Raw genomic sequence first — 26705 nt, forward strand, 5'->3', positions numbered from 1 at the left:
GAGGACACGCATGACGGGGATCTTGCCCGCGGTCGTGAAGCCGGAGCTCGAAGGTGGAAACCTGGTCCTGGTCGTCGTCGTCGCCCTGATCGCACTTGGTGCGCTCGGGATGGCCGCGATGTTCAGGTCCCAGGTGTTGGCCGCAGGCGAAGGCACCGACAGCATGAAGACCATCGCCCAAGCAGTGCAGGAAGGCGCCAACGCCTACCTGACCCGGCAGTTCCGGACCCTGGCCATCTTCGCGGCGATCGCGTTCTTCGCGCTTCTCGTGCTGCCGGCCGACGACATGACCGTGCGGATCTTCCGCTCCGTGTTCTTCATCGTCGGCGCGGGCTTCTCTGCTGCCGTCGGCTATCTCGGCATGAACCTCGCCGTACGCGCCAACCTGCGCGTCGCGGCGGCCGCCGAGACCACCGGTCGCGAGACGGCCATGACGATCGGCCTGCGCACCGGTGCGATGGTCGGCATGCTGACCGTCGGCCTCGGCCTGCTCGGCGCCAGCCTCGTCGTGCTCCTCTTCCAGGACTCGGCGCCCGACGTGCTCGAGGGCTTCGGCTTCGGTGCCGCGCTCCTCGCCATGTTCATGCGAGTCGGCGGCGGCATCTTCACCAAGGCCGCCGACGTCGGCGCCGACCTGGTCGGCAAGGTCGAGCAGGGCATCCCCGAGGACGACCCGCGCAACGCCGCGACGATCGCCGACAACGTCGGCGACAACGTCGGTGACTGCGCCGGCATGGCCGCCGACCTCTTCGAGTCGTACGCCGTCACGCTGGTCGCCGCGCTGATCCTCGGCTCGCAGGCATTCGGTGACAAGGGCCTCGTCTTCCCGCTGCTGATCCCGGCCATCGGTGCACTCACCGCGGTCGCGGGCGTCTACCTGACCCGGCCCAAGGCGGGTGAGAACGGCCTGACGACCATCAACAAGTCGTTCTACATCTCCTCGGGCATCGCCGCGGTGGCGAGCGTCGTGCTCTCCTACATCTACCTCCCGAGCAGCTTCTCGGAGTTCACCAACATCTCCGACAGCCTCGTCGGCGCCGACGGTGACCCCCGCTTCATCGCTGCCTCCGCCGTCGTCATCGGCATCGTGATGTCCGCGGGCATCCTGGCCCTCACGGGCTACTACACCGGCACCGAGTACCGCCCGGTCAAGGACGTGGGCAAGACCTCGCTCACCGGTGCGGCGACGGTGATCCTGTCGGGCCTCTCGGTCGGCTTCGAGTCGGCGGTCTACACCACGCTGGTCATCGGTGCCGCGGTCTTCGGCGCCTACCTCCTCGGCGGCGCGGCCCTCACGGTGTCGCTCTTCGCGGTGGCGCTGGCCGGCTGTGGCCTGCTGACCACCGTCGGCGTCATCGTCGCGATGGACACCTTCGGCCCGGTCTCCGACAACGCGCAGGGCATCGCCGAGATGTCCGGCGACGTCAGCCCGGAAGGCGCGCAGATCCTCACCGAGCTCGACGCCGTCGGCAACACCACCAAGGCGATCACCAAGGGCATCGCGATCGCCACTGCGGTGCTGGCCGCGACGGCGCTCTTCGGCTCCTACGCCACGTCGGTGTTCGACTCGCTCGCGGAGGCCAACGTCGCTCCTGACGAGGTCTACCTCCTCGACTTCAGCGTCTTCAACCCGGCCGTCATCGTCGGTGTGCTGCTCGGTGCGGCCGTGGTGTTCCTCTTCTCCGGCCTCGCCATCAACGCGGTCGCCCGCGCTGCCGGCGCCGTCGTGATGGAGGTCCGCCGCCAGTTCCGCGAGATCCCCGGCATCATGGAGGGCACCGGCCGTCCGGAGTACGGCAAGGTCGTCGACATCGTCACCAAGGACTCGCTGCGCGAGCTCGTGACGCCCGGCATCCTGGCCGTCCTGGCGCCGATCGCCGTGGGCTTCGGCCTCGGCGCGACCGCGCTCGCCGGCTTCCTCGCCGGCGCGATCGGCACCGGCACCCTGATGGCCGTCTTCCTGGCCAACGCCGGTGGTGCGTGGGACAACGCCAAGAAGCTGGTCGAGGACGGCCACCACGGTGGCAAGGGCTCGGCCGCCCACGAGGCCACCATCATCGGTGACACCGTCGGCGACCCGTTCAAGGACACCGCAGGCCCGGCCATCAACCCGCTGATCAAGGTGATGAACCTCGTCTCGCTGCTCATCGCGAGCGCGGTCGTCTCCCTGAGCGTCGGCGACGACCAGAACGACCTGCTGCGCATCGTGATCGCGCTCGTCTGCGTTGCGATCATCGCGGGCGCGGTGATCATCTCCAAGCGGCGCGAGGTCGCGATCAACGACGACGGTGACAACACCGGCTCGTCGTCGTTCACCCCGCACCACACGCCCGACCCGCACAACGCCTGACCCGCACCACGCCTGACCCGCACAGCCTGACCACTGCGTCACCAGCGGCCCGTCACTCCCTCCGGGGGTGGCGGGCCGCTGTCATGCCCCCGCCGGCCTGACGCTTGTGTGCACCGGGAGGTTGCCGAGTTGACGCTTGTGCGCACCGCGAGGCTGCCGAGTTGACGCTTGTGTGCACCGCGAGGCTGCCGAGTTGACGCTTGTGCGCAGGGTCGGCGTCCACAGGCGTCAACTCGGCAGGGCTGGCGTGTGCGCAAGCGTCAGCTCGGCAGGACTGGCGTGTGTACAAGCGTCAGGTCGGCGGGGCTGGCGTGCGCACAAGCGTCAACTGGGCGGAAGGGCGATCGTGAAGGAGGCCCCACCCTCCGGGGCGACGCCGGCGGCGATCGTGCCGCCCATCCGGCGTACGAGCCCGGCAGCGATCGCGAGCCCCAGGCCCTGTCCGCCCGTGGTTCGGCTGCCGCGGTAGCGCTCGTGCAGCACCCCCGGCTCGAAGACCACCGCCAGGTCCTCCGGCGCCAGCCCGGGCCCGGAGTCGCGCACCTCGACCACGCCACCCGCCCGGGTCGCGAGGACGACCGTCCCGCCGCGCGGCGTCACGCGGAGCGCGTTGTCGAGGAGGGCGTCGAGCACCTGCCGCAGCCGGGCCGGGTCGGCACGTACGACGTCCGGCGCGGCGTCGGCCACCACTGTGATCCCGGCCGCGCGGCCCCGGGACTGCCATGCCTCCGCGGTGGCGGTGACGAGGGCAGCCAGGTCGACGTCGGCGACGGCGATCCGGAAGTCGTCGGCCTCCAACCGGGCCAGGGCGAGCAGGTCGGCGACGTACGCCTCGAGCCGGTCCGCCTCGCCCACCAGCGTGGCGCCGACCTCACGCGCGTCCTCGGGTGGCACGGTCCCGTCGGCAAGCCCCTCGGCATAGCCGCGGACGGCCGTCAGGGGTGTGCGCAGCTCGTGGGAGACCGACAGCAGGAACCGACGCTGGCGTTGCTCGCTGGTGGTGAGCGCCGCGTCGAGCTGGCCGAGGGCCTCGGCCACCGCGACGACCTCGACTGGCCCCCTCGTCGGCACCGTGACGCCGCGCTCGCCGGCTGCGAGCCGCCGGGCGGCGGTGGCCGTCTGGGTGAGGGGCGCCGCCAGCCGCCGCGCCAGCCACGCCGCCAGGGCCAGCGCCACGAGCGACCCGAGGGCGAGCGCGAGCACCACGCGACGGCGTACGGACGTGAGCGCCGCATCTGCGCTGCCGACGTCGGCTGCGAGCACGACGGCGCCACCGCCGCGGGACGGACGGGCCTCGACGAGGACGGGTACGCCGTCGAGCTCGCCGCTGGTCGACACCGGGTCGCCCGCACGCAGCCGCCCGACCTCCTCCGGGGTCAGGGCGGCGCCCGCCCCGGAGACACGGGCGGGCGTGACGACGCCGATGGTCAGGCCGGACACCGCGGTCACGCGGTCGAGCCGGTCGGAGCGGAGGGTCAGTCGCGGCAACCGGGCGAGCAGCTCCACCTGGCGGGCGAGGGGGGCGCGGACGGCCTCCTCGCGGGCGCCGGAGAGCAGCGGCGCCACGAGGACGCCGGAGAGCAGCGCCGAGACGACGGCGACAGCCGCCATGGCGAGCGCCAGTCGCGCGGTCAGGCCGGTGGGCCTCACGTCCGCCTCCGCGCCCGGTAACCGATGCCACGCACGGTCTCCACCGGACAGTGCTCGCCCAGCTTGGCGCGCAGCTGTGCCACATGGACGTCGACGGTTCGGCTGGAGCCGTAGTCGGCCTGCCCCCAGGCGCGCGACATCAGCTCGGCGCGGTCGAACACCTTGCCCGGTGAGGCCATCAGCACCTCCAGCAGGTTGAACTCGGTCGTCGTCAGGTGGCAGACCTCCCCGGCGACGGCCAGCGTCCGCGACCCCGGGTCGAGGGTCACGTCGCCGTCGCGGACCACCTTCGGACCGCTGGGCGCGCTGCTGCGCCGGACGACGGTCTTGACGCGCGCAACCAGCTCGCGCGGCGAGAAGGGCTTGGTGACGTAGTCGTCGGCGCCCAGCTCGAGGCCCAGCACTCGCTCGACCTCGTCGTCGCGGGCGGTCACGAAGAGGACGGGCGTCCAGTCGCCCGCGTCTCGCATGGCGCGGCACACCTCGGTCCCCTCGCCGTCCGGCAGCCCGACGTCGAGGAGCACGGCGGCAGGACGCAGGCGGCGTACGGCACCGAGACCGTTGGCGACGGTGGTCTCGATGTGGACGCCGAAGCCGGCGGCGGTGAGGTAGCGGCGGACGAGGTCGCTGATCGCAGGCTCGTCCTCCACGACGAGCACGAGCCCACGCGTCTGGTCCACGGGACGAACGCTAGTGGGCTGAAGCCGCCTCGACCGGCAGTCCGCGGACGCCCTTACCGAACCCGAACACCACGCTGACGCTCCCGCCACCCGTGCAGACCACGGTCGACCCACGAGCCGGCACCAGCCGGCGCACCGACAAGGAGATCGACATGCCCCTCATCCAGACCGCCGGCCTGTTCGCGGCCGGGCTCCTCACCACCTCCGGCCTCTTCACGGGCGCGGCCCCGTCCACCTCGACCGGCGACGGGCCGCAGGTCCCGTGCGGCGCGGTGTGGTCGCATCTCCCCGAGGACCTCCGGGCCGACCTCAGGGGCGTACGCGCGCTGCCGGTCAGTGAGAAGGCCGATGCGCTGCGGGCGATCCGCCGCGACGCCCTCGACGGCGACTACGGCACGCAGGTGCAGCGCTTCGCCGAGCGCCGAGTCGAGCGGATCCGTGCGATCCGGCGGGCGCTGCCGGACGAGATGAAGGCGGACCTCCACGAGGCCCGTCGCCTCACGGGTGCTGACCGCCTGGAGGCCTACCGCGAGATCCGGTCCGGGGCGCTGGCCGGGGAGTACGGCGACCGGGTGCAGGAGGTCGCCGCCACGGTCCAGGAGCGGCGCGAGGCCTGCCGTCCGCCGAGCTGACGCTTGCGTGCACGCACGACGTGCCGAGCTGGCGCTTGTGCACGCGAGGGATGTGCACAAGCGTCAGGTCGGCGGGGTCCGGATGTACGTAAGCGTCAGCTCGGCGGGGGCCGGGTGCGCACAAGCGTCAGGTCGGCGGGGTCCGGCGCCAGCGCCACCAGTTCCGCTCGCCCAGCAGCGTCATCGCGGCGGGGAGCAGCAGTCCTCGTACGACCGTGACGTCGAGGAGGATGGCGACGGTCATGCCGACACCGACCTCCTTGACCGCGACCAGCTCGCCCGCGGCGAAGCCGATGAACACCACCGCGATCGCCACCGCGGCCAGGGTCACCACCGGGCCGGAGGCGGTGATGCCGGTCAGCACCGCACGGTCGTTCGCCTCACGGGCGTCCAGCGGAGGGAGGGATGCCTTCGCGCCGCCGGGGCGCAGCGCCTCCCACTCCTCCTTGATGCGCGCCACGAGGAAGACGTGGTAGTCCATCGAGAGCCCGAACGCGAACATGAAGAGGAGGGCCGGCGTCGTGAGATCGAGGGTGCCGGTCGCGGTGCCGCCGAGCAGCGGACCGCCCCACCCGTGCTGGAAGACCAGCGTGACGACGCCGAGGGTCGCTCCCAGTGACAGCAGGTTGAGCAGCAGCGTCTTGACCGCGATGACGGGGGAGCCGGTGAGCCGCAGGAGCAGGAGCCCGGAGACCAGCACCACCGCGCCGATGGCCAGGGGCAACCGGTCGGCCAGCGCAGCGCGGGCGTCGACGAGCTCGGCCGCCGGACCACCGACCTGGACGGTCAGGCCCAGCTCGCTGCCGAGGGCTCGTACGTCGGTGACGACCCGTTGCGCCGTGCGGCCGCTCGTGGGGCCGTCGGGGAGCACGGTGAGACGGCTCCAGCCGTCCGGCAGGCCGTCGCGCAGGACGACGTCGTCGACACCGGCCAGCGCGATCATCTGCTCCTGAAGCGCGGTGAGCCGGGGGTCGCCGACGGCGCCGTCGACGAGCACCTCCACCGGAGCGGTCGCGATGTCGGGGTAGTCGCGCTCGACCACCTCGACCACCTCACGAGCCTCGCTGCCGGGGGGCAGCGACCGGGCGTCCGAGGCGCCGAGCTGCAGCCCGAGCAGCGGTGCCGCCAGGGCGACGAGCAGGCCGGCAGAGACGAGCAGCACCGGCCACGGCCGTGCCTGGGCGAGACGGGCCAGCCGCGCCAGCACGGATCGCTCGGGTGACCGCGCCGGGCGGCCGAACGCGCCCCGGTCCGCGGGAGGGATCCTCCGGTGACCGACCGACAGCAGCGCGGGGGCAAGGGTGAGCCCGGCGGCCGTCACGACGCTCACCGCGACCAGGCCACCCACCGCCATCCCGGTGAGCAGCGGGTCGCCCAGGAGGAGCAGTGCCGCCAGGGCGGAGCCGACGGTGACACCCGAGACCAGCACCGTGCGGCCCGCCGTGTCGAGGGTCCTCCCGAGGACGAGGGCCAGGTCGGGATCGCGTCCGGCCGCCGCCCGTTCCTCGCGGAACCGCGCCAGCACGAGCAGGCAGTAGTCGACGCACAGCCCGAGCCCGAGCACCGTGACCACGTTGACCGCGAAGTCGCTCACCGACGTCACGCGGGCCGCCCCTGCGAGGGCCAGGAGCGAGACGGCGACCGCGGCGAGTGCGGAGACCACGGGGAGGAGGCCCGCGACGACGCTGCCGAGCGCGAGGGCGAGCAGCACCACCAGCACGACGAGGGCCGCGCCCTCGCCCCGGGCGGCGTCCTGCACAGCCTGGTCGGTGAAGGTGCGCTCGGCGAGGAGGTCGCCGCCGAGGGCGACCTCGGGGAACGGAGTCTCCTCGAGCGCCTCGCCGATGCGGTCAGCGACGGCGAGCGCCTCGTCGTCGGTGAGGGCCGGGTCGAGGTCCACCTCGATGAGGGCGCTGGTGCGGTCCTCGGCCACCAGCTCGTAGGCACTGGTCGTCCACGGGTCCCGGAGGTCGACGACACCCGGCAGCTCGCGCACCGCGAAGACCGCTGCACTGGTCGGGTCGAACGTCTCGGGGGCGAGCGGGTCGGTGCCGGACAGGAGCACCACGACCTGCTCGCCCTCCGTGTCCAGGGCGTCGAGCCGCTGCTCGACGGTGGTCGACTCAGCGCCGGCGCGCCCGCCGAGGTCCTCGGCGGTGTCGAAGACCGACCCACCGAGCACGGCTCCGGCGACCGCCAGCACCGCCCACGTGGCCAGCACCACCGCGCGCTGGCGGTGCACCCATCGGCCCAGCCCGTCCAGCACGGGGCGACTCTAGCCTCAGGCGGGCAGGGGTTCGGGGCTCCTCGTCTGGGACGCTGGGGCCATGGACTTCACCGGGCCCCTGCGCGAGGCGCTGCTCGCCGCCGACTTCACCTACGACCGCGTGGCGGAGGCGATCGGCGAGGACGCGCACCGCGCCCTGGGTCGCAACGAGACGCTGCCCGCGCTGCGTCGTACGACGTCGGGCGGGCCGCTCGACTCCCTGGTGCGGCTCTTCCTGCTCCAGACGCTGGTGACGCGCGAGGAGGCGGACCGGGCCCTGCCCGGGCTGGTCGACCAGCTCTGCAACGCCGGCCTGCTGGAGCAGAGCATCAGCGAGGTCGCCGCGCGGATGGACTGCCGGCCCTACGCCACCTCCGAGGCAGGCCAGGACCGCGACCTCTGGGTGGTCTCGGACCTGACGCCGGGCCTCGACGGCGCACCCGTCGCGGTCGGGCCCGACCACGTCCTCGGCATCTCCAGCGCGTCGACCAGCCTGGCGCAGCTGACCATGCGCGAGCCGGTCGGTCGTGCGCTCGACCTCGGCACCGGGTGTGGCGTGCAGGCACTCCACCTCGCGGGCCACGCCGACCACGTCGTGGCGACCGACGTGAACTCGCGCGCGCTCTGGATGACCCGCCTCAACGCCGAGCTCAACGGCGCCGAGGTCGACGTGCGCGACGGCTCGTTCTTCGAGCCCGTGGCAGGGGAGCGGTTCGACCTGATCTCCACCAACCCGCCCTTCGTGATCTCCCCGGCCACCGGCGAGCGGCTCGTCTACCGCGACTCCGGACTCCCCGGCGACCGCGTCGTCGAGCACATCGTGCGCACCGGACCCGACCACCTCACCGACGGCGGCTGGCTGCAGGTGCTCGCCAACTGGGCGATCGCGGACGGAACCCCGTGGGACGAGCGGCTCGGCTCCTGGCTGCGCGCGGACTGCGACGCCCTGGTGGTGCAGCGCGAGACGCTCGACCCCGCTGCGTACGTCGAGCTGTGGCTCAAGGACAGCGGTCACCACGGCGGTCCCGACTACGCCCACCGCTACGACACCTGGCTGTCGTGGATGGAGGAGTCCGGGATCGAGGGCGTCGGCTTCGGCTGGATCAGCGTCCGGCTGGGGGCCGGTGCCTCCGGTCGGCACGAGCTGATCGAGTGGCCGTACGACGTCGAGCAGCCCGTCGGCCCGGCGATCCACGGCTGGGGCACCGCGGTCGCCGCCCTCCGCGACCTCACCGACGACGCGCTGATGGGCAGCACCCTGCGTGCCCGCGAGGACGTCCAGCAGGAGACCGTCGGGCGTCCCGGTGCTGAGGACCCCGAGGCGATCGTGCTGCGCCAGCAACGCGGCTTCCGCCGGGCCCGCACCGCCGACACCGTCGAGGCCGCCTTCCTCGGCGCGTGCGACGGCGACCTCTCCGTCGGTCAGCTCCTCGGTGCGTTGGCCCAGCTCACCGACACCGGTGCCGACCAGCTCCGGAGCACCTACCTCCCCGTCGTGCGCGAGCTCGTGGGCGAGGGCTTCCTCGAGGTCACCGGGGGATAGCTCCGTCCGCGTGCCGGCACGCGTGCTCCTCGGCGAGTGACTGGTCCCGCAGCTCGACCAGGTCGCGCCGGACCGTCGCCGACAGCAGCTCGACGCGCCCCACGGCGGTGAGCGCCGGGGCGTGGGCGGACCACGGACGGGCGCTGACCCAGCCGAGGCGGCGTACGTGTCCGAGCACCTGGTTGCCGCACGCGTTGAGCGACGTCGTACCGAGGTGGTCGGCGATGCGGATCTGGGTGACGGGCCCCTCGGGGCCGATCGCTGCGTTGGCCTTGCCGACGACCCAGGCGACGCCGGCTGCCAGCCGCACGGGCGTCATCCGCTCGGCGAGCTCCGGGAGCCGCTCGCGCGCCAGCAGCAGGCACTCGCGCAGCGGCGGAGCGAGGTCGGCAGGAAGCATCGTCTCGCGCAGGTCGCCGAGCAGCTCGTCGGCCACCAGCCACGCCTCGTCGGCCACGGGGTCGAGGTGGTCGCGCAGCCGCGGGAGGGCGACGGGGGAGGAGGTCATCGCCAGCAGCTCCTCGCGACTGCCGGCGACACGGTCGAGCCAGTGCAGTGCCTGCACGTGGCGGGGCGGTGGCGGCGGGCTCTGCACCACCTGCGGTCGGCGGTCCTCGTCGTGGCGGTCCGCCACGTCGGCGTAGGCGCTCGTCTCCACGCGCTCGCTCCAGGCGTCGACGAGGCGGCCGTCGACGAACACGAGGTGGCTGAGGCGACCTGCGTCGGTGAGCCGTTCGGTGCGGTCGTGCCAGAGGTGGTCGTCGTGGTAGCGGTGGTCGAGCATCGGGTCCTCCAGGGGTCGTGGGGCGTGTCACGTCCACGGTCGGGACGACCTCCGACACCGCGTCGCCCCTGTCCACAGCCGGGGCGGGCGACGCCTTCGTCCACAGTGCCGCGCCCGCCAGGTGGTCCGCGACGGCAGGCGCGGTCTGCGCGGTGACCATCGGGCACGTACTTCTGACGAAATTCAGACAAAAGTCGAATGACTGTTGACGTGATTCGCATCACATGCATACGTTGCGGGGGCTCCTCGTCATCTCGGGAACAGGAGAAACCCCATGCCCCACCCCTCACGCACAGGGCTCACGGTCGCCGTCGGCGCCGCCCTCTGCCTGCCCATGCTCGCCGCGACCACGACCGCCACCGCCCACGAGGGCCATGGCGACACGCCCCCGCCCCCGCCAGCCGGCGCCTTCCAGAAGGTCACCCTCAACGACCGTCCGGGCGAGGCCATCGACCTCGCGGTGCTGCCCGACGGCGATGTCCTGCACACCACCCGCGCCGGCGTCATCTGGCACAACGACGCCGAGACCGGCGTCAACAGCGTCGCGGGGCGGATCCCGGTCTACCTGCACGACGAGGAGGGACTGCAGAGCATCGCCCTGGATCCGGGCTACGACGGCAAGCGGAACACGTGGATCTACCTCTACTACTCACCCCCGCTCGACACCCCGGCAGACGACCCGGCGACCGCATCGATCAACGAGGGCGACGCCCCGGAGACCGGCACCGCGGCCGACTTCGCGCCGTACAAGGGTCACCTGACGGTGTCGCGGTTCCGGTTCACCGGCGGCCAGGTGGACGTCGGGTCGGAGCAGAAGGTGCTCGACGTGCCCGTCGACCGTGGCATCTGCTGCCACGTCGGCGGTGACATCGTCTTCGACTCCGCAGGCAACCTGATCCTGTCGACCGGTGACGACACCAACCCGTTCCAGTCCGACGGCTTCGTGCCGCTCGACGAGCGCCCCGACCGCAACCCGGCGTTCGACGCCCAGCGCACCTCCGCCAACACCAACGACCTGCGCGGCAAGATCCTGCGGATCACGCCCAAGGCCGGCGGCGGCTACACGGTCCCGGAGGGCAACCTGTTCGCCCCTGGCACGCCGAAGACCCGTCCGGAGATCTACTCGATGGGCTGGCGCAACCCGTTCCGCATCGAGATCGACCCCGACACCGACGACCTGTGGGTCGCCGACTACTCGCCCGACGCCCGCACCGCCAACCCGGACCGCGGCCCGGCCGGGCACGGCAAGTGGGCGGTCGTGACGGAGCCGTCCAACTACGGCTGGCCCTACTGCGCCACCGCGGAGCTGCCGTACAACGACTTCGACTTCGCCGCCCGCACGAGCGGCCCGAAGTTCGACTGCGATGCACCCGTCAACGACTCGATCCACAACACCGGCCTGCGCGAGCTACCGGCCGTCGAGCAGCCGGAGGTCTGGTACTCCTACGGCCTGTCGCAGGAGTTCCCCGAGCTCGAGACCGGCGGGATCGGCCCGATGGCCGGCCCGGCCTACCAGTACGACCGCAAGGCCACCCGCGGCCGCAACCCGGTCGCCTGGCCCGAGCGCTACGACGACACCCCGCTGTTCTACGAGTGGACCCGTGACTACATCAAGGGTTTCCACGTCGACGACGGCGAGGTCGCGGCGATCGAGGACGTGGTGGCGGACATCGTCACCGACAACCCGATGGACATGGAGTTCGGCCCCGACGGCGCGCTCTACGTGCTGGAGTACGGCGACGGCTACTTCGCCGAGAACCCCGATGCCCAGCTCTCCCGGATCGACTTCGTGGGCGCGGACGGGAACCGCAGCCCGGTCCCCGCGATCGAGGCGGAGCCGACGGCCGGCCAGGCCCCACTGACGGTGGTGTTCACCAGTGACGGCACCACCGACCCGGACGGCGACACCCGGCTCCGCTACGCATGGGACTTCGACGGCGACGGCAGGGTGGACAGCCGCAGGGCCGACGGGTCCTACACCTACACCGAGGACGGCAGCTACCGGGCCACGTTGACCGTGACCGACCAGGGTGGGCGCCGCGCCTCGGCCGACGTCGACATCGTCGTCGGCAACCAGGCGCCGGTCGTCGAGTTCGTCACCCCGGTGGACGGTCAGCCCTTCAGCTTCGGCGACACCGTGACGTACGAGGTCACCGTCACCGACGACGAGCCGGTCGACTGCAGCCGGGTCACCGTGACCTACGTGCTGGGACACGACACCCACGGCCACCCGCAGTCCACGGCCAGCGGCTGCACCGGCTCGCTCACCACTTCGGTGCCCGAGGGCCACGACCCCGCGATCGACGACCTGGCCGCCGTCTTCGTCGCGGAGTACACCGACGCCGGCTCCGAGCCTCCGCTCAGCGCGTCCGACGAGGTCGTCCTCGAGCCGGCCGGCTGACCCGTTCGAGGCGGGCCCGGTCGCCCCGGGTCCGCCTCGACACCTCGCCATCCCGAGTTACCCCCGAGAAAACCAGGAAGAAGGCACCCATGTGTTTCGGATATGACGGCGACGCTGCCCTGCGCGAGTCGCTCGAGAGGAAGGGCGCCAGCCGGCGCGGCCTGATGCGAGGCGCCGTGGCCGGAGCCGCGGGAGCCACCATGCTCACCGCCGGGTCACCGGCGTTCGCCGCGAAGCCCGGCAAGGGCCCCGGTCACGGCCACGGCCACGGACGCCAGAGGGAGGTGCCGACCGACCTCATCAGCATCCAGCTCTACACGCTGCGTGCGGCGATGACCTCCGACGTCTCCATCAAGCAGCAGCTCGACCAGCTCGCCACGTTCGGCTACCAGCGCGTGGAGCGGGCCGGGCTCTACCCGGCGGCCACTGGTCTGGACACGGCGGCCAAGCTCAAGGCGGAGTTCGACGCGCGGGGGATCTGGGCGTCCTCGAGCCACGACGGGATCAGCACCACCACGCCCAACGGCCCCGTCCTCGACCCGGTGGCGCTCAACAAGAAGCTCGACGACGCGCAGACCTTCCGCCAGAAGTACATCAACGTCCCCTACCTCAACTCGCCCAACAAGAGCGACTGGCAGATGTGGGCCGAGCAGATGAACACCGAGGCACGGGTCGCACGCCAGCGTGGGCTGCGCTACGGCTACCACAACCACGCCCACGAGTTCACGATCAAGTTCCCCGACGGCACGACGCCGTGGGACGTGCTCACCAGCGAGCTCGATCCCCAGCTCGTGCACCTCGAGGTCGACCTCTACTGGGCCTACACGGCCGGGGTCAACACCGGGGCGGTCGACCCTCTGGCCTTCGCCAACGAGGTGATCCGTACGGCGCCGCAGGCGGTCCGCCAGTACCACGTGAAGGACCGCCACGGCGCCGACGCCGCAGTGCTCTACGGGCAGACCCCCGGCGACATGGCCGACCTCGGTCTCGGCGTCATCGACTTCCCGGCCATCTTCGACAAGCACCAGGTCGAGGAGTACATCGTCGAGAACGACACCCCGGACTTCAAGCCGGCTGCGACCGCCAACACGGGGTTCCGCTACCTGGAGGGTCTCGACTTCTGACCCGTCCGGCAGCCTGACGCGCTCGGGTCCCACGTCGTCACGGCGTGGGGCCCGAGCCGCGTTCGCGGGGAGTCCCCGTGGACGGTGAGGGGTGATGATCTCGGGATGTGGCGCTACGGTTGCGGCGCTGAGCAACACGGGGCAGCACATAGAGGGAGCAATCTGAAGTGGCAAAGCTCGTCATCGTCGAGTCACCGGCCAAGGCCCGCACCATCGGCGGCTACCTGGGCAAGGACTACGTCGTCGAGTCCTCGATCGGTCACATCCGCGACCTGCCCAACAACGCCGCGGACACGCCGGCCAAGATCAAGGACAAGCCTTGGGGCCGCCTGGCGGTCGACGTCGACAACGGCTTCGAGCCCTACTACGTCGTGCCGCGCGACAAGAAGAGCCACATCGCCAAGCTGAAGAAGCTGGTCAAGGAAGCCGACGCGCTCTACCTCGCCACCGATGAGGACCGCGAGGGCGAGGCCATCGCGTGGCACCTCCTCGACGAGCTCAAGCCCCCGAAGGGCCTGCCGGTCCACCGGATGGTGTTCCACGAGATCACCAAGGCCGCGATCCTCGCCGCCGTCGAGAACCCCCGCGAGATCAATGACGACCTCGTCGAGGCCCAGGAGGCGCGCCGCATCCTCGACCGCCTCTACGGCTACGAGGTCTCCCCGGTGCTGTGGAAGAAGGTCATGTCCGGCCTCTCCGCCGGCCGCGTCCAGTCCGTCGCCACCCGGCTGGTGGTCGACAAGGAGCGGGAGCGGATGAAGTTCCGCGTCGCCTCCTACTGGGACATCGACGCCACCTTCGACGCCGGCACCGGCCACGACCCGCGGATGTTCCCCGCCAAGCTCTACAGCGTCGACGCCGTCCGCGTCGCCCGCGGCTCCGACTTCGACAACACCGGCGTCCCCAAGGGCAAGGGCGAGCGCGTCCACCTCTCGCGCGCCGACGCCGAGTCGCTGGCCTCGGGCCTCAGCGACACGACGTACGACGTCCGCTCGGTCGAGTCCAAGCCCTACCGCCGCTCGCCGTACGCCCCCTTCCGCACCACCACGCTGCAGCAGGAGGCCAGCCGCAAGCTCGGCATGAGCGCGAGCGTGACGATGTCGGTCGCGCAGCGGCTCTACGAGAACGGCTTCATCACCTACATGCGCACCGACTCCACGACGCTCTCGGGCGGCGCGGTCGGTGCAGCGCGTGACCAGGTCCGCGAGCTGTACGGCGCCGAGTACCTGCCCGACGCGCCGCGGACGTACGCCTCCAAGGTCAAGAACGCCCAGGAGGCGCACGAGGCGATCCGTCCCGCCGGCGAGTCGTTCCGCACGCCCGCCCAGACGGGGCTGTCAGGCGAGCAGTTCCGCCTCTACGAGCTGATCTGGATGCGCACCGTCGCCTCCCAGATGAAGGACGCCGTCGGCAACTCGGTCACGATCCGCATCGGTGGCGCCGCCGCCGACGGGCGCGACGCGGTCTTCAGCTCGAGCGGCCGCACGATCACCTTCCACGGCTTCCTCAAGGCCTACGTCGAGGACATCGACGACGCGTCCAAGCGCAAGGACGACGCCGAGGCCCGCCTGCCCAACCTCACGCAGGGCGCCGCGGTCTCGGCCGCGACGCTGAGCCCCGAGGGCCACGAGACCAAGCCGCCCTCGCGCTACACCGAGGCGACGCTCATCAAGGAGCTCGAGGACCGCGAGATCGGCCGCCCGTCGACGTACGCCTCGATCATCGGCACCATCCTCAACCGCGGCTACGTCTACAAGAAGGGCACCGCGCTCGTCCCGGCGTGGCTGGCGTTCTCGGTGGTCCGGCTGCTGGAGGAGCACTTCCCGCGCCAGGTGTCCTACGAGTTCACCGCCTCGATGGAGGACGTGCTCGACGAGATCGCCGGCGGGCGCAAGGACCGCGCCACCGAGCTCGGCGAGTTCTACTACGGCGCCGGCGACGTCGTCGGCCTCAAGACGCTGGTCACCGACCTCGGCGACATCGACGCCAAGGAGATGGCGACCTTCCCGATCGGCACGCCGGAGGACCAGATCAACCTCCGCGTCGGCCGCTACGGCCCGTACGTCGAGGGTCCGCCGTCCGAGGAAGGCCCCGATGGAGAGGCTGGCGCCCCGGTGCGGGCCAACGTCCCCGACGACCTGCCGCCCGACGAGCTGACCGTCGCCCTGGCCCGGGAGCTGCTGGCCAACCCGGCCGGCGAGGAGCAGGTCGTGGGCAACCACCCCGACACCGGCCTGCAGATCGTCGCCAAGAACGGTCGCTTCGGCCCCTACGTCACCGAGCTCCTGCCCGAGGACGCGCCCAAGAGCGCCAAGCCGCGCACCGGCTCGCTCTTCAAGTCGATGACCCTCGACACCGTCTCGCTCGAGGAGGCGGTCAAGCTGCTCGACCTGCCCCGCGTCGTGGGCACCGACGAGGACGGCACCGAGATCACCGCGCAGAACGGTCGCTACGGGCCCTACCTCAAGAAGGGCACCGACTCGCGCTCGCTCACCAGCGAGGACCAGATCTTCGACATCACGCTCGACCAGGCCAAGGCGATCTACGCCCAACCCAAGGCGCGCGGTCGCGGTGCGGCGACCCCGCCGCTGAAGGAGCTCGGCAACGACCCCGTCTCCGGCCAGCCGGTAGTGGTGAAGGCGGGCCGCTTCGGCGAGTACGTCACCGACGGCGAGTACAACGCCACGCTCCGCAAGGACGACTCGGTCGAGGCGATCACCCTCGAGCGCGCCGCCGAGCTGCTCGCCGAGCGGCGTGAGCGCGGCCCCGCGAAGAAGGCGGCCAAGAAGGGCGCGAAGAAGGCTCCCGCGAAGAAGACGGCCGCCAAGAAGTCACCGGCCAAGAAGACCGCCGCCAAGAAGACTGCTGCGAAGAAGACGACGAAGAAGGCTGCGGCCAAGAAGTCCTAGCGGCGCGCGTCCCCGCTCCCGACTACGCTGCGGCGAGGAACGGGGGTCAGGGACGTGACGATCGCAGCGACGGAGCCGCAGGCGTCGTACGACGAGTGGCGCACGCGCCGCTGGCGGCTGACCAGTCTCACCTTCGGCCTCCTGTGGCTGGTGACGGCCGTCGCCGTCGTGCTGGTCGGCGAGAAGCAGTCCGACCTCAGCAGCCTTGCGGGGTCGCTCGCCAACGGGTCGGTGACCCGGGTCGAGGTCGTCGGACTCCCGCAGGACCCCGACTGGCGCGGCCGGCAGCAGGTCACCTTGAAGTGGCGTGAGTCCGTGCTGTCGCGCTACGCCGTGGTCACCGTGGACACGCGCCGCAACCCGAGCGATCAGTGGGACGGCGACCAGGTCAACGGCGACCTGGAGGTCCACCTGCGCGGCTTCGGGCCGGAGCCGGACATCACCTACTCCGAGGCCACCGGGTTCCAGGAGTGGCGCGGATATCGGGGTCCCGGCTGGGTGGCGCTCCTCGCCTTCGCGGCATGGCTCGGGACGGGCCTCCTCGTCATCGGCGGCCCCGAGCCGTGGCGCGCGACCCGCTGGGCGTGGGGGTGGTTCGTCCTCATGGCAGGTCCGCTCGGCAGCCTGGGCTACCTGCTCCTCGGCGGCCCGCTGAGCCTGGCGAGGCCGAAGGACGTCCGCCAACGCCTCACCGGCGGATGGGCCTTCCTGATCGCGCTGGTCTTCTTCGGCGGCGCCAACGCCGGCTGACCCGGCGCCGTCGTCGTACGGACCGACCAGCTCCTACGCCGCCTCCCGCACGCGGTGCCGCACGCGCGACGTCGCGTTGGGTCCGTACGACCACGAGGCGACGACGGTCGGGCCTGAAGTGTGGGCGCTCGCCCGTAGGGTGTGCGACGTGAGCGCCGGAGTCTTCTCAGAGCACGGACTCTTCGTCTGCTTCGAGGGCGGCGAGGGGGCCGGCAAGTCCACCCAGTCGACGCTGCTGCGCGACTGGCTGGTCGAGCAGGGCCGGCCCGTGCTGCTGACCTTCGAGCCCGGCGACACCCCGGTCGGCAAGGAGCTGCGGCGCATCGTCCTCGACCCGGCGACCGGCGAGCTCTCCGACCGCACCGAGGCGCTGCTCTACGCCGCCGACAAGGCCGAGCACGTCGACCACGTCGTGCTGCCCGCACTGGACCGTGGCGAGATCGTCATCACCGACCGCTACGTCGACTCGACCCTGGCCTACCAGGGCGCCGGGCGCACCCTCGACGTCGCGGAGGTGGAGGCCGTCGCCCGCTGGGCGACGGGCGACCTGCGTCCGCACCTCACCGTCGTGCTCGACCTGGCGCCGGAGGCCGGCCTCGGCCGCTTCGACGAGCGCGACCGGATCGAGGGTCAGTCGCTGGAGTTCCACCAGCGGGTGCGCCAGGGGTTCCTCGACCTCGCGGCCGCGGACCCCGACCACTACGTCGTGCTGGATGCGCGCGCGGCCATCGACGAGATCGAGCACGCCATCCGGGAGCGCGTCGCGCCGCTGCTGGAGGAGCGATGAGCGTCTGGGACGACCTGGTCGGGCAGCAGTCGGTCCTCGAGACGCTCCGCCACGCCGCCGCCGGTGAGGGGATGACCCACGCGTGGTTGTTCACCGGCCCGCCCGGGTCCGGTCGGTCCAACGTGGCCCGGGCCTTCGCCGCGGCCCTCCAGTGCGAGAGCCGCACCGGGTGCGGTCACTGCGAGGCCTGCCGCCTGGGCATCAGCGGCTCCCACCCCGACATCAAGTGGGTCAAGTCCGAGACGTCCGTCCTCTACGTCGACGACATGCGCGACCTGGTGCTGTCGGCCTCGAAGTTCCCCTCCGTCGGCCGGTGGCAGATCGTGGTCATCGAGGACGCCGACCGGCTGGGCACGCCCGAGAACCCCCGGACCGGCAACGCCCTGCTCAAGGCGATCGAGGAGCCGACACCCAAGACGGTGTGGCTGCTGTGCGCGCCGACCCGCGCCGACGTGCTGCCGACGATCGTCTCGCGCTCGCGCTCGGTCACCCTGGCCACGCCCACCGGCGAGCAGATCACCGACTTCCTGGTCCGGTCGGGCATCGACGCCACCGTGGCGTCCTTCGCGGCGCGCGCCAGCCAGGGGCACATCGGCCGCGCCCGTGCCCTGTGCGTCGACGAGGGAACGCGGCACCGGCGCCGCGAGATCGTGTCGCTGCCGGCGAGGTTGACGAGCATCGGCAGCTGCATGACGGCGGCCACCAACCTCAACGAGCTCGCCAAGGAGGAGACCGAGGCGATCACGGCCGAGACCGAGGAGCGCGAGCTCAAGGAGCTGCAGGCGATCTTCGGCAGCGAGCGCAAGGACCTCGCCAGCCGCTCCTACCGGGCAGCCCTCGCCTCGCTCGAGAAGCTCCAGAAGCAGAAGGCCAAGCGCCGCGTGCTCGACGTCATCGACCGCGCCCTGATGGACCTCGTCTCGGTCTACCGCGACGCCATCGCGCTGTCGGTCGGAGCCCCCGGGATGCTCGTCAACGAGGAGCTCCGAGGCGACGTGCAGTCCCTCGCGCGCGCCGCCTCGCCCGAGGAGCTGCTGCGGATGATCGACGCCATCTTCACCGCCCGCGAACAGATGCTGGAGTTCAACGTGCCCCCTCAGCTGGCTCTCGAGTCGATGTCGGTCGCGCTGCGACTGCCCGGAGGTCGTCAGTGAAGAAGGTCCTCGCGCTCGTCGCGGTGTTCGCCCTGGCGCTGTCGGCCTTCCTCGCCGTCGGCCTCGCGCTGCAGGGCTCCTCGGACTCGCCCAGCACCGCCCGGCCGACGCCGTCGCCGACGACCCCGCCGCCGCCCACCGTGACCGAGGCGCCCGAGCCTGTGCTGGCCGACCTCTACTCCCAACGCATCGACTGGGCGCCCTGCGACAGCAACGCCGACAACGACTGCGGCACCCTCACCGTCCCGGTCGACTACGCCGACCCGACGGGCGAGACGTTCGAGCTGGCCCTGCTGCGGGTGCCCGCGTCCGGCGCCCGTGTCGGCTCGCTCGTGGTGAACCCCGGCGGCCCCGGCGCGCCCGGCACGTCGTACGCCGCTGCGGCGGGCGCGGTCTTCCGCGAGCCGCTGCTGCAGGCCTTCGACCTGGTCGGCTTCGACCCGCGTGGCACCGGCCGGTCCGACCCGGTGGACTGCCTCAGCGACTCCGAGCTCGACGCGTACCTGAGCGGCGACCCGACGCCCGACGACCTCGGCGAGGTGGCGTCCTACCGGGAGATGGTGCTGTCCTACGGCGCCAAGTGCGTGGCCAACTCGAGCGCGGTCCTCGGCCACGTCACCACGATCGAGGCCGCGCGCGACATGGACGTGCTGCGGTCCGCGCTCGGTGAGGAGAAGCTCACCTACCTCGGTGCGTCGTACGGCACCAAGCTGGGCGCGACCTACGCCGAGCTGTTCCCCGACAAGGTCGGCCGCCTCGTCCTCGACGGCGCCGTCGACGTCGCGCTCGACTCGACCACCATGGCGATCGACCAGGCGGCGGGCTTCGAGACCGCGCTGCGCGCCTACGTGCAGAACTGCCTCGACTCCACCGACAACTGCTTCCTCGGCGACACGGTCGAGGAGGGGCTCACCACGATCACCGACCTGCTGGCCGAGATCGAGGAGGAGCCGCTGCCGGCCGGGGACCGCGAGCTGACGGTGGGCAATGCGTTCTACGGGATCGTCACGCCGCTCTACAACCGGGACTACTGGTTCCTGCTGAGCACGGCGCTCGCCTCCGCGCTCGAGGGCAAGGGCTCCGCGCTGATGCAGCTCGCCGACGCGTACGCCTCGCGCAACCCCGACGGCTCCTACGCCGACAACTCGACCGAGGCCAACTACTCGATCAACTGCCTCGACGACCCGACGTCGGTCCCGTTCGCCAAGGTGCCGACGCTCTTCTCGGACTTCGAGGAGGCGTCACCGACCTTCGGCCGGATCTTCGCCTGGGCGATGACCACCTGCCGCGGTGTCGAGGTGACCTCCACCGAGGAGCCGCTCGACATCCGGGGCGAGGGTGCTGCCCCCATCCTCGTGCTGGGGACGACCCGCGACCCGGCGACGCCGATGAAGTGGGCCGAGGCGCTGGCGGCCCAGCTCGAGTCGGGCGTGCTGATCGAGCGCGACGGCGACGGCCACACGGCGTACAACTCCGACAACGCCTGCATCGACGCGATCGTCGAGGACTACCTCATCGAGGGAACGGTCCCGGACAACCCGACCCGCTGCTGAGGGCCAACCCCCGCCGCTGGTTGAGCAGCGAGCGAAGCGAGCGTGTCGAAACCGAGGCCTCACGACCGCAGGCCCCGCCAGGGTGCGGAGTCCACCGGAGGCGGGCGATGGCAGCTCCGGACATGACGCGAGACCCGCCCCGCCGCAGGATGACCTGCGGGCGGAGCGAGCCTCGGGCGTGGTGCGGTGCGGGTGCTCAGCTCTCGAGCGCGGCGTCGAGGGTGATCTCGACCCCGGTGAGCGCCTTGCTGATGGGGCAGCCGGCCTTGGCCTTCTCGGCCGCGTCCTTGAAGCCGGCCTCGTCGAGCCCCTCGACCTCGCCGCGGACGGTGAGCGTGATGCCGGTCAGCTTGAAGCCGCCGGCCTTCTTGTCCTCGCCGAGCGAGACGTCGGCGGTGATCTCGAGGGCCTGCGGGGTGCCGCCGGCCTCGGCGATGAGGGCCGAGAGCTGCATGGCGTAGCAGGACGAGTGGGCAGCAGCGACGAGCTCCTCCGGGCTGGTGGTGCCGCCGGCCTCCTCGGCTGCGCGCTTGGGGAACGAGACGTCGAAGGTGCCGGCCTTGGAGCTGGAGAGCTCGACCTGGCCGGAGCCGTCCTGGAGTCCGCCGTTCCAGGCAGTGCGTGCGGAGCGAGTGGGCATCGTGTCTCCTGAGGTGTGGTGGTTGCGTGCGCTTTCGAACGTATCCGGTGCCACCCACCCCCCGGATTTCGGTCCGAGGCTGCGCTCTCCGTATAGTTGCCCGCGGTCCATCGAGCACGCTCGGCAGGCCACGCCGCCTTAGCTCAGTCGGTAGAGCGAGTCACTCGTAATGACTAGGTCGTCAGTTCGATTCTGACAGGCGGCTCTGACTCCCCCGGGGACCCGAGACCCTGGGGGAGTCTTCTGCGTTGCGGCGTCGATCGATCGCGCGCCGAGTCGCCCATCGCTGGATTGCCGTGTCGCTCCGGACAGCACTCAGGACGAGTGTCCGCGACCGGCTCTGACGACGGTGTGACCCGTGAGGACGGCCGCCGCCGCGCACCCGGCGAGCAACCAGAAGAGCAGCGCAGGGTCGCGGCTCAACAGCGAAGGGGTCACGAGCGCGAAAAGCGCGGCCCCTCCGCGCGCAGCCGCGATGGTCGAGCCCTGGAAGGTGGCGCGCCGGCTGGGGTCGGTGGACTCCTGGGCCCACACCTTGTAGAGCCCCTCGCCCACATAGGGGTAGGCAAGGGCGTACACGAGCAGGGACGCGACCGTCGCCACCAGCGACTGGCCGACGGTCAGCGCGAGGGCGACCTGGGACGCCACGAGCGCGATGCCGGCAGGCAGGTAGGCCCGCCGACGCCACGGGGAGTCGGCAATGGCGCTGAACACGATGGTGCCGACCAGACCGACCAAGGTCACGCCGAACGAGATGGCGGTGGCCGTGGACTGACCGACACCGCCCACCGTGACCAGGAGGTAGGTGCGGAAGCTTCCGTAGGTGTTGGCGACGAGCGTGTAGAGAACGTAGAAGAGAGCGATGCTGGCGAGCACTCGCACTCCGCCCGCCCGCCCTCCGTCCGGCGATACGCCTGATGATGCGGTCGTCGATGGGTGGTCGCCACCGTGGTTCGGGTTCACGTCGGGCAGGGCCCGGTGGCGCGCCAGGAGGGTCATGAGTGCTGTCACTGCCAGAACCGCGAACACCGCCCGCATGCCCGGCAGGCCCCACGGGGACACGGCGAACGCGGCTGCGCTCGCCATCACGATGCCGATCGTCCACATGACGTGGGTGGTGGCGACCATCCGCCCGCGCAGGGCGGCAGGAGCCCGGTCGGCGACCAAAGCGATCGACGCGGGCAGGTCCGCCCCCGACCCGAGTCCGAGGACCGTTGCCCCGACGGCGAGTGAGGCCCAGCCGGTGGCCCACGCGACCACCAAGGCGCCCACGGCGTAGAGCCCGAGCGTCGCGGCGAAGACCCGACGACGGCCGAGCCGGTCCGCCAGGTGGCCGCCCACCAGAGCGCCGAGCGCGATCGCGATCGTCATGCTCGAGCTGATGACCCCGGCCCCGAGGTCGCCCAGGTCGAAGGCGGTCCTCCAGAGGGGGAGGGCGGAACCGACCGAGATGATGGCCGCGCTGTCGAGCAGCGACGCCGATCCCGCCACCAGCACCACGCGACCGGCCGGGCTTCCCGGTCCGATCCGGAGTGTCATCGCGACGACGCGCGCACGACGAGTCGCGGCTCGAGCTCCACCTGCCGTACGCCGGTCGCCGGGGTGGTCGCGTCGGGCACGATCTCGCTCAGCAGGAGCTCGGCCACCGCGACGCCCATGTCCTCCTGGGGCGTGCTGATGGTCGTGAGCGGCACGACGCCGAGGCGGGCGAACTCGATGTCGTCGTAGCCCACAACTGCGAGCTCGTCGGGAATGCTGACCGCGTGGCGGAGGCCGGAGCACAGCCCGAGCGCCACGAGGTCGTTGACGCAGAAGACACCGTCCGGACGGGTCGCCGGGGTGCGGTCGAGCAGCTGTGCCGCCACGTCCTCACCGCCCGCTACCGAGCGTGAAGGCGCGGAGACGACCTCGAGCGTCGCGCCCGGGTGCTCGGCGACCGCGGCCATGGCGCCCTGGAAGCGGTCGGCGATCTGGTGGAGCTCCAGGGTGTCCGTCACGAAGGCGAGGCGCCTGCGGCCGGTCGCCAGGAGGTGCTCGGCGGCCAGTCGGCCGCCGCGCCGGTGGTCGACCGACACTGAGGGCTGCTCGGTGCTGGTGGCGCGCTGCGCGCTGAGCACGCTCGGGAGTCCGGCGCGGCGCAGCCGGGCCAGGTCGGGTTCGAGGTCGGTCACGGGCGTGATGACCAGCCCGGCGACTCGCTGTCTCTCGAAGAGGTCGAGGTAGGCCCGTTCGCGGGTGGGGTCGCCACCGTCGATCGCGGACAGGAGGTGCATCCCGGCGGTCGCGAAGCGCTCGCTCATGGCCGTGGTGATCGCGGGGGTCCGGGCGCTGGCGAGCTCGAACGAGATGTAGCCGACGACGGTGCTGCGCCCGCTCCGCAGGCTGCGGGCTGCGTCGCTGGGCGAGAAGTTGAGAGTGAGCACGGCGGACTCGACGCGGGCGCGTGTGGCCGCGGTCATGCGTTGGGGATGGTTGAAGAAGTTGGACACCGTCGTGATGGAGACCCCGGCGAGCGCGGCGACGTCGCGGATGGTGATGGGACCGCGGGCGTCTGACATGGCGAGCACATCGTACGGTCGGAGCCTCCTCTGCGAGTGGGGTTCGTTGGGCGGGGCGAGGACCCGGGCACGCAGACGGCGGCGAGGGCACGTGCCCCCGCCGCCGTCCGGGCATGACTACCTGGTGCGGCGCACGACCTTGACGGTCGCCTTGCCGCGGCTCCCGGTCGTGGCGGAGTCACCCGAGTAGATGACTACCACCTTGTGCTTGCCGCTCTTCAACCGCGGCAGGCGGCCTGTCGCACGACCCGAGTCGTCGAGCTCCAGGCGCTTGACGAGGCGGCCGTCGACGCGGACCTTGACCTTGCCGCTCGGCTCGCCGGTCGAACGGACCTTGATCCTCAGCGACGCGCGCTGCGAGGCAAGGACCTTGCCGGGCTTCACCTTCACCGTGACCTTGGTCGCGGCCTTCTTCTTCTGGGGCGAGACGGAGATGTCCAGTGCCCCGCCCGCGGCGTCGAACGTCACGTAGCCGTCGGCCGACGTCGCGTTGCGGGCACGGGACTTGCCCGCCACCCACACCCGCTGGCCGTTGACCCGCACGACGGAGTCGGCGTTCGCTGGGACGGCGACGGTGCCGGACGTGCTGGCCGGGGAGGTCACCTTCATCTCAAAGGTTCCGGCTGCCTTGTCCGAGGTCCACGACGTGTCGATCGTCCCCGTCTCGGTCGGGACCACGCCCCGGCTGAAGGCGAGGTCGCCGGGGTGCGGCTTGATCGTCCAAGTGGAGTAGCCGGGGCCGACCGGACGGACACCGAGGACCGACTCGGTGAGCTGGACCGTGGGCGAAGCCGCCCAGCCATGCGCCAGGCTCGCCGTGGTGCGGTTGACGCCGCCGGTCGAGTTCTTGAACTCCCAGAAAGCGCCGGTGTAGAGCGGGTTGGCGGGGTCGATCATGGTGCCCCACGTGCGGCGCATCAGGTCGAAGGCACCCGCGGTGTCGTTGACGGCCAGGCGGCCCCCGGTCTCCATGCCGATGCCGAAGGGCTCGATGGTGTGGCCCGTCGGGTCGATCAGGCCCTCGCCCATCGTGGCGCCGTAGGGGTTCCAGTTGACCTTGAGTGCCTCGAGGACGCGCGGCTCCTGGCCCTTCGGCACGAAGCCGTACTGCAGGGCGAGGCCGTTGACGTCACCGGCGATGACGTCGGGCTTGAGGTCGCTGAGGCTGAAGAAGCCGCCCTTCTGGTTCCACAGGGTGGAGGTCACGGCCTGCTTGATCCTGTCAGCCGTGGCGTCGTACTCCGCGGCCTTGGCAGCGGTGCCGACTTGGCGCTCGTACCAGGCCATCTCCCGGAGCAGGATGTAGTAGTCGATCGAGTACTTCGTGTAGTAGCCGGGCTGGTAGGACTGGAAGTAGTCGCGGTCGCCGCGGGTGTAGTTGGGGTCCGACGGGTTGGACGGGTTGCGCGGCGCGATGAGGTTGCGGTCGGTGTCCAGGAAGGCCTGGTTGTAGGCCACCGCCTTCTCGACCTGCGCCAGCGTCTGTCGGGCGTAGTCGTCATCACCGGAGTAGCGGTAGTAGTCGATGATCGACCGTGCGCCGTAGCCGGAGTAGTTCACCGAGTAGTAGAGAGGTGCACCCTGCCCCACGGCGTACGGGGCGTTGGGGCCGCTGGTGGGGTTGGTGTTGAGTCGGCCCTTGTTGAAGTCGGGCGATCCGGGAATGTGCCCGTCGGCCCGCTGCTCGCGCAGCAGCTCCTCCAGTGACCACTTCACGTACTGCTCGCCGACGTCGCCCAGCGTGTTGATCGCGGTGGGGCCCTGAATGATCAGGTCGCCGGTCCAGATGCTGCCGTCGCGCTTGGCGCCGTCGTAGATGCGCCCGTCAGGGAGTCCACGCAGGCCCGGCAGCTTGAGGTTGGTCTGCAGCGTGTAGGCGCCGGCGTACCAGAGCCGGTTGAGCTCGTCGTCGCTCGACTCGAACCAGCCCTTGTAGTCCTTGGCGGTCGCTCGGTAGGCCTGGAAGTCGACGCCGAGGTCACGGATGGTCATCGTGCCGGGCGTGGTGAGCGTGAGGAGGGCGAAGCGGAACCCGGGGTGCACCCCGGTGTCCAGTCGGCCCGGTCCGGTCGGCGTCAGCAGGTCGTTGCCGCCGACCAGTGCCTGGCCGGGGTTCTCGTCGGACGAGGGTCCCTCGGCAGAGCTGGTCACCGGGGTCGCAGGCACTGCCGGCACCGGGGGCGGACCGGGTTGGGCCGGGGCGGAGCGGAAGACAGGTGCAGTCAGCGCGGCGTCGAGCGTGATGGTGCCCGCGCCGTTGCCGGTGCCCGCAGTCGGGGCAAAGGCCACGACCTTGCGGCTCTGCCCGCTGTCGCCGGATCCGATGACGATCGTGCTATTCACCTCGATGTTGTTGGTCGAGGCGACCGGGATGGTGGTCGCTCCGGTCGGAGTGTCAGCGGTGATGGTGGTGGCAAGCGGACGACGGATGAACGACCGGGCCTCGCCGGTCGCCACCTGGAGGGTGGGGTTGGCGCCGCCGCTCGCGGGTGCCGTCGTGCGGACGAGGTCGGCGAACAAGGGACCGCTCATCTCTTGGCCGAAGTCGACCAGGACCGAGGCGGGGGTCTCCCCGGGGCGGGTGGTCAGCGTGACACCGCCGTTCCGCTCGACCAGGGCCGCGGCCCGGCTGACGTCTCCTCGCGTCTCGGTGACCGCGACCGGGTAGACCTGCGGAGAGTCAGGGCCGAGGACGTACTTCTCCCAGCTCGCCTCGGGAGCGGCGGGGGTGGCGGCGTCGGCTGTGGGCACCAGCGACGTGCCGCTGGTGACGAGGGCCCCTCCGACGGCCAGGGCCGCCGTCGTGGCAAGTGCGATCAGGCGTCCGCCGTGGCGGGCCCGTGAGTGTGCGTGCATGTCCATCCCATCGTTGAACCGTTCCACTAACTCCGCATGACGTGCCCCGGAGTCGGCCCTGGGGTCCG

At 71.4% G+C, this 26705-nt stretch carries 18 protein-coding genes and 1 tRNA gene; 11 read left to right on the forward strand and 8 right to left on the reverse strand.

What is annotated here, in order from left to right; translation table 11 throughout:
• Positions 1 to 10: 10 nt before the first annotated feature.
• The gene (locus BM127_RS12630; protein ID WP_091199023.1) at positions 11 to 2350 is read left to right on the forward strand and encodes a sodium-translocating pyrophosphatase; all 2340 of its coding nucleotides are present in this window, start codon (positions 11 to 13) and stop codon (positions 2348 to 2350) included.
• 324 nt (positions 2351 to 2674) lie between these two features.
• Here the strand turns inward: BM127_RS12630 and BM127_RS12635 are convergent, their stop codons facing one another.
• Both BM127_RS12635 and BM127_RS12640 read right to left on the reverse strand, forming a co-directional pair.
• Positions 2675 to 4000 carry a sensor histidine kinase gene (locus tag BM127_RS12635; protein ID WP_091199024.1) on the reverse strand — a complete coding sequence of 442 codons (1326 nt, stop codon included), beginning with the start codon at positions 3998 to 4000 and terminating at the stop codon, positions 2675 to 2677.
• Positions 3997 to 4680 (reverse strand): response regulator transcription factor, encoded by a 684-nt coding sequence (locus tag BM127_RS12640; RefSeq protein WP_091199025.1) that lies wholly within the window; start codon positions 4678 to 4680, stop codon positions 3997 to 3999. Before BM127_RS12640 ends, BM127_RS12635 begins: the two co-directional genes overlap by 4 nt.
• A gap of 92 nt (positions 4681 to 4772) precedes the next feature.
• Here BM127_RS12640 and BM127_RS12645 point away from each other — a divergent pair, with 92 nt between their 5' ends.
• A complete protein-coding gene (locus BM127_RS12645; RefSeq protein WP_091199026.1) occupies positions 4773 to 5312 on the forward strand; it encodes a hypothetical protein in 540 nt (179 codons plus the stop codon).
• 127 nt (positions 5313 to 5439) lie between these two features.
• On the opposite strand, the gene BM127_RS12650 is transcribed toward BM127_RS12645, so the two are convergent.
• Entirely contained in the window at positions 5440 to 7578 is a 2139-nt protein-coding gene (locus BM127_RS12650; protein WP_091199027.1) for an MMPL family transporter, read from the reverse strand.
• 61 nt (positions 7579 to 7639) lie between these two features.
• Between BM127_RS12650 and BM127_RS12655 the strand changes: the two genes are divergently transcribed.
• Positions 7640 to 9121, forward strand: coding sequence for a DUF7059 domain-containing protein (locus BM127_RS12655; RefSeq protein ID WP_091199028.1), 1482 nt, complete (start codon positions 7640 to 7642; stop codon positions 9119 to 9121).
• Here the strand turns inward: BM127_RS12655 and BM127_RS12660 are convergent.
• Positions 9108 to 9905 (reverse strand): hypothetical protein, encoded by a 798-nt coding sequence (locus BM127_RS12660; protein WP_091199029.1) that lies wholly within the window; start codon positions 9903 to 9905, stop codon positions 9108 to 9110. The genes BM127_RS12655 and BM127_RS12660 overlap by 14 nt on opposite strands.
• 274 nt (positions 9906 to 10179) lie before the next feature.
• Here BM127_RS12660 and BM127_RS12665 point away from each other — a divergent pair, with 274 nt between their 5' ends.
• The 7 genes from BM127_RS12665 (at position 10180) to BM127_RS12695 (ending at position 20583) form a co-directional block, all read left to right on the forward strand.
• The gene (locus tag BM127_RS12665) at positions 10180 to 12306 is read left to right on the forward strand and encodes a PQQ-dependent sugar dehydrogenase (protein ID WP_198554376.1); all 2127 of its coding nucleotides are present in this window, start codon (positions 10180 to 10182) and stop codon (positions 12304 to 12306) included.
• Positions 12307 to 12395: 89 nt separating this feature from the next.
• On the forward strand, positions 12396 to 13430 hold the full coding sequence (locus BM127_RS12670; RefSeq protein ID WP_091199030.1) for a sugar phosphate isomerase/epimerase family protein: 1035 nt from the start codon (positions 12396 to 12398) through the stop codon (positions 13428 to 13430).
• A gap of 167 nt (positions 13431 to 13597) precedes the next feature.
• Entirely contained in the window at positions 13598 to 16339 is a 2742-nt protein-coding gene (topA, locus tag BM127_RS12675; protein ID WP_091199031.1) for a type I DNA topoisomerase, read from the forward strand.
• A 54-nt stretch (positions 16340 to 16393) separates the two neighbouring features.
• The gene (locus BM127_RS12680) at positions 16394 to 17089 is read left to right on the forward strand and encodes a hypothetical protein (RefSeq protein WP_091199032.1); all 696 of its coding nucleotides are present in this window, start codon (positions 16394 to 16396) and stop codon (positions 17087 to 17089) included.
• 148 nt (positions 17090 to 17237) lie between these two features.
• Positions 17238 to 17876, forward strand: coding sequence for a dTMP kinase (gene tmk / locus BM127_RS12685; RefSeq protein ID WP_231263422.1), 639 nt, complete (start codon positions 17238 to 17240; stop codon positions 17874 to 17876).
• The gene (locus BM127_RS12690) at positions 17873 to 19030 is read left to right on the forward strand and encodes a DNA polymerase III subunit delta' (protein ID WP_091199034.1); all 1158 of its coding nucleotides are present in this window, start codon (positions 17873 to 17875) and stop codon (positions 19028 to 19030) included. The genes tmk and BM127_RS12690 overlap by 4 nt, the downstream gene beginning before the upstream one ends.
• Positions 19027 to 20583 (forward strand): alpha/beta hydrolase, encoded by a 1557-nt coding sequence (locus BM127_RS12695; protein ID WP_091199035.1) that lies wholly within the window; start codon positions 19027 to 19029, stop codon positions 20581 to 20583. Before BM127_RS12690 ends, BM127_RS12695 begins: the two co-directional genes overlap by 4 nt.
• 196 nt (positions 20584 to 20779) lie before the next feature.
• Here the strand turns inward: BM127_RS12695 and BM127_RS12700 are convergent, their stop codons facing one another.
• Positions 20780 to 21223 (reverse strand): OsmC family peroxiredoxin, encoded by a 444-nt coding sequence (locus tag BM127_RS12700; RefSeq protein ID WP_091199036.1) that lies wholly within the window; start codon positions 21221 to 21223, stop codon positions 20780 to 20782.
• Positions 21224 to 21355: 132 nt separating this feature from the next.
• Between BM127_RS12700 and BM127_RS12705 the strand changes: the two genes are divergently transcribed.
• Positions 21356 to 21428, forward strand: a tRNA-Thr gene (locus BM127_RS12705).
• Between the two features lie 110 nt (positions 21429 to 21538).
• Here the strand turns inward: BM127_RS12705 and BM127_RS12710 are convergent.
• The 3 genes from BM127_RS12710 to BM127_RS12720 form a co-directional block, all read right to left on the reverse strand.
• Positions 21539 to 22762 carry an MFS transporter gene (locus tag BM127_RS12710; RefSeq protein WP_091199037.1) on the reverse strand — a complete coding sequence of 408 codons (1224 nt, stop codon included), beginning with the start codon at positions 22760 to 22762 and terminating at the stop codon, positions 21539 to 21541.
• Positions 22759 to 23781 carry a LacI family DNA-binding transcriptional regulator gene (locus BM127_RS12715; protein ID WP_091199206.1) on the reverse strand — a complete coding sequence of 341 codons (1023 nt, stop codon included), beginning with the start codon at positions 23779 to 23781 and terminating at the stop codon, positions 22759 to 22761. Before BM127_RS12715 ends, BM127_RS12710 begins: the two co-directional genes overlap by 4 nt.
• Before the next feature lie 117 nt (positions 23782 to 23898).
• Positions 23899 to 26637, reverse strand: a complete 2739-nt coding sequence (locus BM127_RS12720) for an alpha-L-rhamnosidase C-terminal domain-containing protein (protein WP_175507393.1) — start codon at positions 26635 to 26637, stop codon at positions 23899 to 23901.
• Positions 26638 to 26705 lie beyond the last annotated feature (68 nt).

Source organism: Nocardioides alpinus (genome assembly GCF_900112035.1).
Taxonomy (GTDB): domain Bacteria; phylum Actinomycetota; class Actinomycetes; order Propionibacteriales; family Nocardioidaceae; genus Nocardioides; species Nocardioides alpinus.